The organism is Candidatus Binataceae bacterium (assembly GCA_035500095.1).
GTDB lineage: Bacteria > Desulfobacterota > Binatia > Binatales > Binataceae > JAKAVN01.
On sequence record DATJXN010000076.1, the window covers coordinates 1 to 12663 of the forward strand.

Here is a 12663-nt window from a genome sequence, read left to right on the forward strand (position 1 = left end):
TACAAGCCGGTGATCGCGGCGATCAACGGGTTTTGCATCGCGGGCGGGCTCGAACTGATGCAGGCGACCGATTTGCGCGTCGCCGCGGAGTCAGCGAGCTTTGCGCTGCAGGAGGTCAAGTGGGCGATCATCCCGGCGGCAGGCTCGCTGGTGCGGCTGGTGCGCCAGATGCCCTACTGCAAGGCGATGGAGATTCTGCTGACCGGCAATCGCATCACGGCCGCCGAGGCCTGGCGCCTCGGGCTAGTCAATTACGTCGTGCCGCAACAGGACTTGATGGCGAAGGCGGAAGAGCTAGCGCGCACGATCGCGGAAAACGGCCCGCTTGCCGTGCGCGCGATCAAAGAGACCGTGGAGAAGTGCTCGGGCCTGCCGTTCGAGGCGGCGTTCAAGATCGAAAACGATGCCCAGCGCGTCATCCGCAAAACCGAAGACGCGCGCGAGGGCCCTCGCGCCTTCGTCGAAAAACGCAAGCCGAACTACAAGGGCAGATAGCGCGGGTGCGATGTCCTGGCCGCTCAGCCGCCGGCTGCGCGCTCACCCTCGGAGTCTCTGTCGCGGGGAGCAGGGCGTCCCGCGGCAGCGGTCGCCGGTTGCGACGCACCTCGATGCGCCAGGCGTTCGACTACGACGAACAGAACGGGCACCAGGAAAATTGCAAATCCGCTCGAGAACGCCATCCCGACGATCGTGACCGTGCCAATCAGCCGGCGCGCCACAGCGCCCGCACCGAGCGCCGACCAGAGCGGCATCAGGCCGAAAATGAACGCGAACGAGGTCATCAGGATTGGTCTCAAGCGCTGGCGCGCGCCCTTGAGCGCGGCCGCGACCACCGCCTCGCCCTGCTCGAGTTCCGCCTTAGCGAACTCGACGATCAGGATCGCGTTCTTGGCCGACAGTCCGATCAGCATGATGAGACCGATCTGGGCGTAGATGTCGTTGTCGTAATGGCGCGACCACAGGCCGAAGAAGGCGCCGCAAACCGCTACCGGCACGCTCAGCAGCACGCTGAACGGCAGCGACCAGCTCTCGTACAGCGCGGCGAGAATCAGAAACACCAGGATAAGCGAGAGCGCGAACACGCCCGCGCCCCCGCCCGCCACCGCTTGCTGGTATGAAATCCCGTTCCAGGCATAGCCCATGTCGCGTGGCAGAACCTGCTCGGCCACCGCGGCGACGGCGTCCATCGCGTCGCCGGTGCTGTGGCCGGGCGCGGGCTGGGCGAAAATTTCGATGCTCCGGTACTCGTTGAAGCGGGTGGTGAATTCGGGGCCGAACGTCTTCTGCATCGTAACCAGCGTCGAAAGCGGCACCATCGTGCCCGCGCTGTTGCGCACGTAGAACTGTCCGACTTCCGTCGCCTTGGTCCGATACTGCGGCTCCGCCTCGACGAACACCTTCCACACCCGCCCGAAGCGGTTGAACTGGTTCACGTAGTAGCCGCCGAGCAGCGTCTGCAGCGCGCGATATACCTCGTCGATCGAAACTCCGAGCTTGAACACCTTATCCTTGTCCACCGCGGCGAAAAGCTGCGGCACCGAAGGACTGAAGGTGAAGCGCAGCCCCGCAAACTCGGGCCGCATGTGCGCCGCGGCAAGAAATTTCTGCGTGTTGCGCCACAGATAGTCCACGTCGTGGCCGCCGCGATCCTGGATGAAGAAGTCGAGGCCGCTCGCCTGGCCGATTCCCGGAATCGCGGGCGGCTGAAACGCAAAGACCTGCGCGTCGAGCAGCCCGGCAAACTTGCGGTTGAGCGCAGCGACGATCGCATCCGACTGCAGCGCCATTGTCCTGCGTTCCGGATACGGCGTGAGCAGGCAGAAATAGACGGCGTTGCGCGGACCGGTGGTTTGCGAGAGGACGCTGAAGCCGGCGATGCCGTTGGAGTAGCGCACGCCCGGCTGCTGCTTGAGGATGCCGCCGATTTCCCGCATCACCGCCACCGTGCGCTGCAGCGAAGCGGCTTCCGGCAGTTCCACGTTGATTATGAAATAGCCCTGGTCTTCGTCAGGCAGAAACGACAGCGAAAGCGCCCTGCCGATTCCGCCCGCCAGGATCGCGAATCCCACGAGGATCGCGAGCGCGAGTGCGAACTTCCGGATGAGCAGGCCCGAGACGCTGACGTAGCCGTTGGTCGCGCGCGCGAAGCCCGCGTTGAAGAGCGCGAATATCGTCGTCAGCGGTCCCTTTGACCGCGCGCCGCCTTTCGGGCGCAGCAGGAGCGCTCCCAGGGCCGGGCTCAGCGTCAACGCATTGAAGGCCGAGATGATGACCGAGAACGCGATGGTCAGCGCGAACTGACGATAGAGCGAGCCGGTGATGCCCGCCATGAATGCGGTCGGAATGAAAACCGCGGACAGCACCAGTGCGATCCCGACCAGCGCGCCGCCGACCTCGTCCATCGCTTCGAGCGCGGCGTCGCGCGGCGCCTTGCCCTGCTCGATCTTCGCCGTGATCGCCTCGACCACGACGATCGCGTCGTCCACCACCAGGCCGACCGCCAGCACCAGCCCGAGCAGCGAGAGAGTGTTGACCGAAAATCCGACCGCCGGAAAAAACATGAACGCGCCGACCAGGGACACCGGGATGGTCAGGATCGGAATCAGCGTGGCCCGCCAGTCCTGCAGAAAGATGAAGACCACCAGCACCACCAGGCCGATCGCCTCGAGCAACGTCACCACGATCTCCCGCGCCCCCTCGGTCACCGGCACCGTGGTGTCGAGCGTGAGCGTCACCGCCATGTCGCCGGGAAAGTGTCGCGCGAGCTCGGCCATCCGGGCCTTGGCGAGATTCGCGGCCGCGAGCGCGTTGGAGCCGGGATTCTGATACAGCAGGAGCAGCGAGCTCGGCGCGCCGTTCATATACGCCTGCTGGTTGTAGCTCTCGGCGCCGAGCTGGATCCGCGCCACGTCCTTCAGCCGCACCAGCGAGCCGTCCGGGTTGGCCCGCAGGATGATGTCGCCGAACTCCTCGGCGGTCAGCAGGCGGCCCTGCGCGCGCACGGTGACGGTAAGCTGCTGGCCGGGCGGAGCCGGCTCGCCGCCGATCGTGCCCGCCGGGTTCACCACGTTCTGGGCCAAGATGGCGTTGACGATGTCGTTGACGGTCAGCTGGAGCTTGGCCAGCGTGTCGGGCGCAACCCATATCCGCATCGCATAGTTCGCGGCGCCGAATATCTTGACCTGGCCGATGCCGGGAATGCGCGCGAGCTCATCCTCGATATTGATCGCGGTGTAGTTTGCAAGAAACGTCTGGTCCCAGGTGTGATGCGGCGAGCTGATCGCGAACACCAGCAGCGGCAGCCCCACCGTCTGCTGGGTCGTGAGGCCATAGTTGCTGACCGCGGCGGGCAGGCTGGGGAGCGCCTGCGAGAGCCGATTCTGCACCTGCACCTGGTCGAGATCGACGTCGGTGCCGACCTCGAAGTTCGATTGCAGCGTCATCGTGCCGTCCTGGCCGTTGATCGACTGCATGTAGATCATGTTCTTCGCGCCGTTGACCTGCTCCTCGATCGGAGTCGCTACCGACTGTTCCACGGTAAGCGCGTCGGCGCCGGTATAAACCGCCGTGGTCTGGATCTTGGGCGGCACGATGTCGGGAAACTGCGCGACCGGCAGCCGAAAGACCATCACGACGCCGGCGATCACAAAAAAAATGGCGATCACCATCGCCACGATCGGCCGGTTGATGAAGAATTTCGACATCGCGGCTAACTCTTGCCCGGCGGGCTTGCCGGTTGCGCGGGTGCCGCGGATTCTCCCGGGGGGAAAGCGGGAGCGCCCGCGGCATCGGGCTCAGCCGGCGCCAGCCGCGGCGTCACTTCCATCCCGTCGGAGACCTTCTGCAGGCCCTCGACGATCACCCGGTCGCCGGGTTTCACGCCGTCCTTGATGATCCTGAGTTCGCCGGCCTCCTTGCCGATCTTGACCGTGCGCAGGTTCACGCGGTTAGCGGGACCGACGACTGCGACCTGCATCTGCCCCTGGGTCTCGATGACCGCGCTCTGAGGAACGAGCAGCGCGCCGCGCTCGGTATCGGCGGCAACGCGGATCTTCGCGTACAACCCCGGGCGGAGGATGTATTCGGGGTTCGGGAATATGCCCTGGATCTCGATCGTGCCGGTCTGCACGTTGACCTGGCGGTTGGCGACGTAAAAGTGCCCCGGATAAGTGTAGGGCTTGCCATTGGCCAGGATCATCTGCAGCGTGGGCTCGTTCTTGCGCACGCCGTTCTCTTCGTGCAGCTTGATGCGTTCGGCGAAATGCAGGTACTCGCGCTCGCTTATCGGGAAGGTGACCTTGATTGGATCGAGTTGCGAGACCGTGGTCAGCAGCGTGGTCGGGCCTACCAGGTCGCCGACCTGACCCTTCGCGATTCCGGCCACGCCCTCGATCGGCGAGGTCACGCGCGTCCATTGCAGGTTGAGCTTCGCCGCCTCGACCGCCGCCTGCGCCGCCTGCACCTGGGCGGCGCTCGCGCGGGTGGTCTGCGTCTGCGTGTCGAATTCCTGGCGCGAGATCACCGCCGCCTTGTACAGCGTGGTGTAGCGAATCAGATCCTGTTGGTGCCGCTTGAGCTCCGCCTGCACCTGCGCGAGATTGCCGAGCGCCTGATCCAGCGCGGCCTTGTATTCGCGATCGTCGATCTGAAAGAGCAGCTCGCCTGAGGTCACATGGTCGCCGTCCTTGTAGTTCTGCTTCAGCAGGTAACCGGAGATCTTCGGATGGATCTGGGCGTTGACGAATCCTTCGGTCGTGCCGACCCATTCCGAGTAAAGCGGCACATCCTTCTGGATGACTTGCGCGACCACGACTGCGGGCGGCGGCGGTGGCGTAGCCATGGACGCCGCCTTTCTACAGGCAGGGGCGGCAAGCATCAGCGCCACCATCATAACGACGGCCAAAGCGGGCGGCACCAGGCGAGAAAGGCCTCGCGTCATCTCGCGATTCGAGCGTACCGTCATTGGACCATCGATTATGCTAGAATGAAGGGACGCAGGCGAGAATTGGACCGTCGTACGCCGATGCTCGCTTGCATCTCGCGCGTCGATCGGCCGATGCTCGAGCTTCGTCTCGTCTGCTTGCGGCCTGCTTAGGGACAAAAACCCCGCTATATTTTCAGTCGCATAGATGCGAATCTTAATTTGTAGAGGTTCGCGAGCGCGTGAATCGACGCTTTAAAACGACAATCCGCCGCAAGTTCGCTCTCCTGGCGATCGCGGCGCTTCTATTGGGAAACTGCGCCGCAAGCGCAGCCCCGGGCGACGAGGTTTCCGGAAAGGGTGTCGGCTCCGCCAACGACTATGTAACGGATTCTTCAGATTCCGCAGGCGCGTACGAGATAGGGCTGCTCGGCATCGAGGTCAACGACGGCGCGGCGCGGCTTAAAGACGGCCATCCCGTAAGCGGCGTCGAAATAATCAAAATAGTTCCAAAGAGCGCCGCGGCGGCAGCCGGATTGCACGGCCGCCACGAGGTGGCCCAGGCTGCCCTCACCATCGGCCTTCTCGCAGGAGCGGTATTTTTTCCGCCGGCGATGTTGGGAATGATGGCGCTGCAGCAGAGCGGATTCGGCTCTTCACACGAACTTATCATCGCTGTGGACGGGCAGCGCACGCGCGATGTCACCGACCTCGGGGATGTTCTGACAAAGGCCCAGGCGGGTGAGATCGTGTATCTGACGGTGGTCAGCGGCGGCCAGCGCGAACAGATCCCGGTGGAATTGCCGGTCGGCCAGATTCCGGTGCAGGCGAAAGCCGACCACTAAGGTCACTGTCGGCTCCGGGAGCGATGGCGACGTAAGGGGCTGCGAGGAGACGGTCCGGCGTGTCTCGCCGTCGTGTCCCGCATCGATGCCTCGCGTTGGTCTCCTCGCTAGTGCTAGTAAAAAGATCGCGGAGGATTCGCGATGGCACTGAAGCTGAAAAAAACCGTCAAGCAACTGTGCGAAGAGGCTGAAAAAGAGATCCAGACCATAACGCCGCAGGAGGCGATCAAGCTCAAGGACGACCCCAACGTCCTGCTGGTCGATATCCGCGACATCCGCGAACTCCAGCGCGACGGCCGCGTGCCCGACGCGCTCCACGCTCCGCGCGGGATGCTCGAGTTCTGGGTCGATCCCGAGAGCCCCTACTACAAGGCCGTGTTCGGTTCGGGCAAACGCTTCGTGTTCTTCTGCGCCGGCGGATTGCGCTCGGCGCTGGCCACGCAGGCGGTGCAGCGGATGGGGCTCGAGCCGGTATGTCACATCCGCGGCGGTTTTCGCGCATGGAAAGAGAGCGGCGGCGCGGTCGAGCCGATGCCCGAAAAGAAACCGGCGTAGCGCCGGCGGCCGGCGCTCATTTAACTTGACCGAGCGCCGTGATAATTGACTAAGGATCAGTTCGACGAGGAACGGGAATAAATCAAATGGCGAGTCCGACCAATTGGCTGCTGTTCGAGATGGGATTTCTGGCTGTGATCGGAGTGATCGCGTTCCTGGTGATCCGCGCCTCCAAATAGGCGCCGAGACGGCTTACGCCCGGGCTCGATCGAGCCCGCGGCGCAGCAGATCGATCATCCGATGCGCGATGACTGCCGGCGGGTCGCCGCCGGGGTGATACCAGACGTGCGACCAGTTGAGCCCACCCATCAACAGCAGCCGCAGGTAGCGGCGGTCTGCGGAATCGGGCAGTTCCAGGGCGCCGATCAGTTCGCGAAAGCGCGCCTCGTAGCGATCGCGTAGCTCAAGCAGCCGCTCGGCCACCTTGCCGCCCTCGGGCGGCAACACCCTGATCATCACCTGCGTGTAGTCGCTGAGTTCGAGCAGGGCTTCGAGGTGCGCCGCGCATCCGGCCTCCAGCCGCTCCCACGGCGTATTCTGGGCGGCGACCGCCGCGTCGACCTGCTCCGCGATATGCCGCAGCCCTTCTTCGTAAACCGCAAGAAGCAGCTCTTCCTTTGATGGGAAGTGGTAATAGATCGAGCCCGAGAGCATCCCGACTTCGTGCGCGATGTCGCGCATTGAGGTGACGTGATAGCCGCGCTCGCGAAACAGTCGCGCGGCTACGTCGAGCAGTTGTTGGCGACGGTTGTCCTGGCGCGGAGCGCGGACCGCTATTCCGCTGTCGGGAGTCGATGCGCTCATCAATCGTTTATCGCTGCGACCGCGCCGTATCCTTTACCGGCGGTTCGCGCGCGGCTTCTTGCCCGCAGCGGTCGTCGCGCCCGCCCGTCGGCTCAGCCGGCCGCCGCCGCGCTCTGATAGCTCCGGCCGTGGGCGTTGGGATTGAAGCCGAGCGAGCTCAGATGCGACTTGATACGGTCGTTGAGCAGCCCGACCTTGTCCATGTTCGCGACGACCTGCTGATGCATCTCGCGGCGGAACATCTGACGGAACATGGCCTGCTCGGTGCCCTTGGCTACCTCCTGACGGTAGCGTTCGATCCCGTCAACCTCGGCCTTGTTGAATCCCACCGCTTCATAGGCGTCGCGCGGAAACTGTCCGCTCATCACGAGGCGCAGAGCCTCCTTGGTGAAGTCTTCGACCTCGTGGCGCTCGGTCTCGCTCAGCTGCTCGATCTGTTCGGGCAGGCTCAGCACCGAGAAGCCCATGTGGCGGGACTCGTCGCTCAGGATTCTCCGGCAGACGACGCCGAGCGTCGGGTCCTGCGCGCTCTCGGCGAGCATGCGGAAGAGCGACACCGCGAGCGTCTCGGCGACGAGCTGCAGGCCGATAGTCTTGATGTACCACTTGCTGCTGCCGACCAGTTGATCGAACAGCGACTTCAGGTTGGTGGTCATCGGGTAGACCTTGTTGCCGAGGCGCTCCTTGATATAGCGCGCGAGCACTTCGGCGTGGCGCGCCTCGTCCACCACCTGCGTGGTCATGAAAAATTTCGCGTCGGTGGTCGGCACCATCTGGACCAGCTGGCTGCACGCGATCATCGCGCCCGATTCGCCGTGCAACAGTTGCGAAAGCCGCCAGGCCGAGAACTCGTGGTTGAGCTCGAGCCGCCCCTTCTTGTCGAGCTTTTCCCAGTACGTGCTGCCGTAGGCATCAATCAGACCGTCGTGAAATATGCCGCGCTCCGGATCGGCCGGCGCGCTCCAGTCGATATCGCTCGAGGCGTTCCACTGGTCGCGCTTGGCGTTCTCGTAAAGACGCCGCATGTCGGGCGCGTAGACTTCGTAGTCACGCTGGTAGATGGTGTCGATGGAGCTCGGGATCGAGTGCCACTTCTCGGACGTCATCTGAGCCATTTCAAGAACTCCCTTCGAGTGGATACGGGTCGTTGGAGAACAATCCCGTCCGCTAAAACAAACGCTTGCTTGGTAAGCATATGAGCAGGTGCAGCTAATGTCAAGCGTAAGCTAAGTCGCCTCTTCCGCAACCGGCCGTCTCCTAAAAAACAGCCAAATTAATGGGATTTTACCGCCCGGCGAACCTGGCTTCGCGGCGCTCCAGGAAGGCTGACAGACCCTCCTTGCGGTCCTCGGTCGCGTAGAGAAACGCCATCGCCTGCCGCTCGGCCTCGATGCCGGTCTTGAGGTTGCCGCTTTGCGCGATGCTCACCAAAAGCTTGCCGCATCGGATTCCCACTGGCGGCACCCTGAGCAGTTTCCGCGCCCATTGCGTCGCGACTTCCATCGCCAGGCCCGCGGGCGCGATTTCGTTGACCAGTCCGTGATGGAACGCCTGCTGCGCGGTCAGCGGATCGCCCGTGTAGATCATCTGCTTGGCGATCGCGGTCGGCAACATCCGCGGCAGCCGCTGGGTCCCGCCCGCGCCCGGCAGCAGACCGATTTTTATTTCGGGTACGCCGATGCTCGCGTCCTCGGCGATGATGCGAAAGTCGCAGCACAGCGAAATCTCGCATCCGCCGCCATAGGCGATTCCATTGATCGCCGCGATCGTCGGGCGGTCGAGGTCGTCGATCCCGTTGAAGGCCGTTTGGACACTCTCGATGAAGCCCATGAAGTCGGGCGCGCCGCCGACCTTGCTTAGCGCCGCAATATCCGCGCCGGCGCAGAATGCGCGGCCGTTGCCGGTGAAGATCACCACGCGCGCACCCGGGTCGGCGCGAATGTCTGCGGCGAGCTTGCGCAGGTCGTCGATCATCTCGGGATTGATCGCGTTCAGCTTGTTCGGCCGGTTGAAGCGCACGATCGCGACCCCCTCCGCACATTCGTATTGCAGCGTCTGGTACATCGCTTCTCCTGTCGTCTATTGGCTGTTGGCTGTTGCCTGTTTTCGAAACGGCGCTGAGTGGGCGAGCGCGCAGCCTAGACCATCGTCAACCCGCCGCTCACCGAGAGCGCCTGCCCCGTGATGTAGGACGCGTCGTCGGAAGCCAGAAACGCGACGGCGGCCGCGATGTCCGCGGGTTCGCCCAACCGGCGCATCGGCACCGCGCGCTTGAGCGCCTCGTGCAGCTTGGGATTGTGCTCTGCCAGCTCCTGCAGCATCGGCGTGTTGGTTGGTCCCGGGCAGACGCAATTGACGTTGATCGCGTGGCGCGCCATCTCGCGCGCGAGCGTTTTGCTGAACGCGATCACGCCGCCCTTGGCGCCCGAATAAACCGCCTCGCCGCTCGAGCCGACGCGGCCCGCGTCCGAGCTTATCGACACGATTCGTCCGCCGCCGCGCGCGATCATCGAATCGAGCACCGCGCGGCAGCAATTGATCGGCCCGCGGAGATCGATCGCGATCACCTTGTCCCAGGTCTCCTCGCTGTTCTGCAGGAACGGCTCGGCGCGGTCCCATCCGGCGTTGTTCACCAGGATGTCGATCGGCCCCAGCCGCCGTTCGGCGTCGGCCACCGCCGCGCGCACGCTGGCGAGGCTCGCCACGTCGATCGCGATTCCGATCGCGCCGCCGCCGACGTCTTTTGCCGCGTCCTCGGCCCCGGCCAGGTCAAGGTCGGCGAGCGCGACCCTGCATCCTTCCTCGCGCAGGCGCTGGGCGATCCCCTTGCCGATTCCGCGCCCCGCCCCGGTCACGAACGCCACCTTGCCGCTTAGTCCGCGCATCCAAGGGTCCCTCCAATCGAGTGTGCTTTGTGGGCGTTCCTTCGCGCAACTGAGTAATGTTCGCGCCACTTTTCCGAATACTCAATGACCTGCCGCGCCCGTGCCGCACTTTGAGAATATGGACTTCGGACAAGTTGCGGTCAAATGGGCCGGCAACGCCGAATAGCCATATTTCCGTTTTAAGGTGCCCCTGCCGAGTCGGTGCCAGCGCCGCCGCCACCCGAACGCACGACTCATGGCCGCAAAAGGATGCTGGCGTAGGCTGCACGGGATGCGCGTCGTGCCCGCCTACCGCGACTCCGGGCAGCCGGGCATGACAAGTTGATCTTACAGACTTTACGACATGGCGACAGGTTACGCGCTCGCGAGCGCGACGCGGGACGGCGGGATGCGGCTCGACGCGAGGCGCAATCGAGAGCGACTGGCGCGACGTTAGACCGGCTGGTCGCGCGCTTTTCCGGGGTGCGTATCGAGGGCGAGGCCGCGCCGCGTGACGCCTTACCCGCCCATCCCGTCTGAAGAGTGATCCGATCGCGTTGCCGTCTGGATGATGCCCTTTTCAGTGAGGGTATCTTTCCTCGCCTGGAACAGATCGGCCGCGGTCGCCGGGTGGCGAGTTCGGAGCATTTCTACGTGTCGGCTCCTTTGTTGACCACATGACGTCTTACGGCATCTACAAAAGCGTCTATAGGATCTGGATTCGTAAGCACTTCCGTCACGCCTTCGAGAGGGCCCAGCGAAGAAGTTGAGATCACAATCACGGGTATCCCTGCTATGAGCGGATCGCTTCTCTTACGGCGCAGAAATTCCCATCCGTCCATCACCGGCATCGAAAGAGACATCAGAACCACCAGGGATATCTGTCTATCAACTTTCAGCCTGTTCAGCGCTTCCCAGCCATTTTGTGCCGTTTTGACCCAAGCATTTTGTTTCTCCAGCAAATTTGACATAGCCGACAGCGCATCGCGGCTCTCGTGAACTATAAGAACCTTACGGTCGGATGTGCCCAGTGCCGGCATAGCTACTGACCCTGCTGTGAGGTTGGCACATCATGAAGCGAAGAGCGAGTATGCAATATTTTTGTCAAGGAGTCCGGTACCCATCATTCGCGCTCGTCGTACTCGAAATCACATGGCCATTCGCCCGGCATCTGTCGCCGAAGGTCAACTTCGATGGCGATTAGCTAAACGAGCTTTTCCTCGCCTATGTCGGATTAGCGGCCCGCTGCTCGCCGAGTTCGCGGGGCAGGCCGACGCAATCGGCCTGCCGCGCGAGGTCGCGAAGGAACTGACCGTGCACAGGATGCCCTTACACTTCCGCCGCCAGGCGACTTGACGCCAGAGGATCGCGAACGCTGTTGGCGCTGGGCGCGACAGCCGCGCTCGGGGCAAGTCCCAGGCCGTGATCGTGGCCGACGCGGCGCGCCAACTGCGACGCGCCGCCGCTAAAGGATTGACTCCAAGCCCGGCTCACCGAGCGCAATCCGGGCCGCCGCTCGTGCTCGCTAGCGTCCCTTCTTCTTCAGGTTCTCAAGGCTGCCGCGAACGGCGATGGATTTCCCCTCGATCAGCTCGAGCGAGATGTACATCCCATGTGTCGGGTCGTTGTGTTCCCGACCTTGCACAATCGCGGCGCAGTTTAACAGTACGGGCTCGTTGCTACCTAGCTCGTGCACGATGATCAGGTCTACCATCTGTCCGCACCCCCTTTCTTGGACAAAGATTCTGTCAAGTCAGACCCGAAGGACAGAAATCTTAATTAATTCGCGCGCAGCGGCGGCGTTAGACAACGGTTCGTTCCTACATTATGCGAAATGCGAAACCCTGCGCAGGACCCGCGCACGGCGCGACTGTAGTCCCGTCACGCCGGCTATGGGAAAGGACCGGCGGCGGTTGCGGCGAGCGGTACTTCAATTCTCAGCTTATCCATCCCCGATCCTGGAATCTGAGCCTGAGCTGCTCGGCGATCTGGTCGGCGGTCGCCTTGGCCCTTCCCTGGAGTCCACTTCGGCCGCTCGCCTCGCTGTAGATTTTCGCTCCGCCAACCACGATTAGTCCGACCGGATTCGCCGTCGCGATTGCCACCGCGGCCGGCACTACCATCCCGGGCGCCTTGTTGCCGGAAGAAGTGAGCGTGCCGGAGCCCAGTTTGATCCAGCCCTGCTGGGTCACGGCGTAGCCCTCGACCACGGTATCCATTTCCGTGGTCCCCGCGCCGAAACCTACGACGAAGCGCTGAACCGCGCTGCCCGCGCCGCCGCCTGTGGCCGAGACGATATAGCCGCGGATTACCGCGTCGCCGACCTGCGGCGACGCCCCAGGCCCGGCCTGAACGGCGTTCATCCCCATCGCGTTGATGTCGTTAACCAGTTCCGAGGCGATAAGCGCGCCAAGCTGGCGGCCCTGTTCGACCTCGTCGGGAGTCGGCGGCGTGCTCGGTGCGCTCATCGAGGCGGCAATCGAAGAGTTAGCCGGCATGTCGGCCGGGTTGGCTACGAAATTGTACACCCAGATCTGATTTGGCCGCGGCAGCCCCTGGGCGACCATCGGGGTCTGCTGGGTCACGCTCGTCGAAGCGCATCCGACGATCAGGAACACGAACAATATCGGCGCCGTACTGCTGAGAAACTTCATCACACTCTCCCTTTGCGATC

The 12663-nt window shown here is 63.5% G+C and carries 12 protein-coding genes; 3 read left to right on the plus strand and 9 right to left on the minus strand.

Features of this window, described 5'->3' with window-relative positions:
- A partial coding sequence (locus VMI09_07735) for an enoyl-CoA hydratase-related protein (protein HTQ24572.1) occupies nt 1-495 on the plus strand: 495 nt, incomplete at its 5' end.
- A gap of 23 nt (nt 496-518) precedes the next feature.
- On the opposite strand, the gene VMI09_07740 is transcribed toward VMI09_07735, so the two are convergent.
- Together VMI09_07740 and VMI09_07745 are read right to left on the minus strand one after the other, a co-directional pair.
- Nucleotides 519-3704 carry an efflux RND transporter permease subunit gene (locus VMI09_07740; GenBank protein ID HTQ24573.1) on the minus strand — a complete coding sequence of 1062 codons (3186 nt, stop codon included), beginning with the start codon at nt 3702-3704 and terminating at the stop codon, nt 519-521.
- 5 nt (nt 3705-3709) lie between these two features.
- Nucleotides 3710-4840: an efflux RND transporter periplasmic adaptor subunit gene (locus tag VMI09_07745; GenBank protein HTQ24574.1), complete on the minus strand. Its 1131-nt coding sequence runs from the start codon at nt 4838-4840 to the stop codon at nt 3710-3712.
- Between the two features lie 323 nt (nt 4841-5163).
- Between VMI09_07745 and VMI09_07750 the strand changes: the two genes are divergently transcribed.
- Both VMI09_07750 and VMI09_07755 read left to right on the plus strand, forming a co-directional pair.
- Complete coding sequence (locus VMI09_07750; GenBank protein ID HTQ24575.1) at nt 5164-5766, plus strand: hypothetical protein; 603 nt, start codon at nt 5164-5166, stop codon at nt 5764-5766.
- Nucleotides 5767-5907: 141 nt separating this feature from the next.
- Nucleotides 5908-6321 carry a rhodanese-like domain-containing protein gene (locus VMI09_07755; protein HTQ24576.1) on the plus strand — a complete coding sequence of 138 codons (414 nt, stop codon included), beginning with the start codon at nt 5908-5910 and terminating at the stop codon, nt 6319-6321.
- 192 nt (nt 6322-6513) lie between these two features.
- Here VMI09_07755 and VMI09_07760 read toward each other — a convergent pair whose 3' ends face one another.
- The 7 genes from VMI09_07760 to VMI09_07790 form a co-directional block, all read right to left on the minus strand.
- The gene (locus VMI09_07760; protein HTQ24577.1) at nt 6514-7125 is read right to left on the minus strand and encodes a TetR/AcrR family transcriptional regulator; all 612 of its coding nucleotides are present in this window, start codon (nt 7123-7125) and stop codon (nt 6514-6516) included.
- A gap of 92 nt (nt 7126-7217) precedes the next feature.
- On the minus strand, nt 7218-8240 hold the full coding sequence (locus VMI09_07765) for a ferritin-like domain-containing protein (GenBank protein ID HTQ24578.1): 1023 nt from the start codon (nt 8238-8240) through the stop codon (nt 7218-7220).
- A gap of 169 nt (nt 8241-8409) precedes the next feature.
- Nucleotides 8410-9189, minus strand: coding sequence for an enoyl-CoA hydratase/isomerase family protein (locus VMI09_07770; protein HTQ24579.1), 780 nt, complete (start codon nt 9187-9189; stop codon nt 8410-8412).
- 74 nt (nt 9190-9263) lie between these two features.
- On the minus strand, nt 9264-10010 hold the full coding sequence (locus tag VMI09_07775; protein ID HTQ24580.1) for a 3-oxoacyl-ACP reductase family protein: 747 nt from the start codon (nt 10008-10010) through the stop codon (nt 9264-9266).
- Nucleotides 10011-10639: 629 nt separating this feature from the next.
- A complete protein-coding gene (locus tag VMI09_07780) occupies nt 10640-11029 on the minus strand; it encodes a response regulator (GenBank protein HTQ24581.1) in 390 nt (129 codons plus the stop codon).
- 485 nt (nt 11030-11514) lie between these two features.
- Entirely contained in the window at nt 11515-11703 is a 189-nt protein-coding gene (locus VMI09_07785; GenBank protein HTQ24582.1) for a hypothetical protein, read from the minus strand.
- 223 nt (nt 11704-11926) lie between these two features.
- Nucleotides 11927-12643 carry a DUF4410 domain-containing protein gene (locus VMI09_07790; GenBank protein HTQ24583.1) on the minus strand — a complete coding sequence of 239 codons (717 nt, stop codon included), beginning with the start codon at nt 12641-12643 and terminating at the stop codon, nt 11927-11929.
- Between the last annotated feature and the right edge of the window lie 20 nt (nt 12644-12663).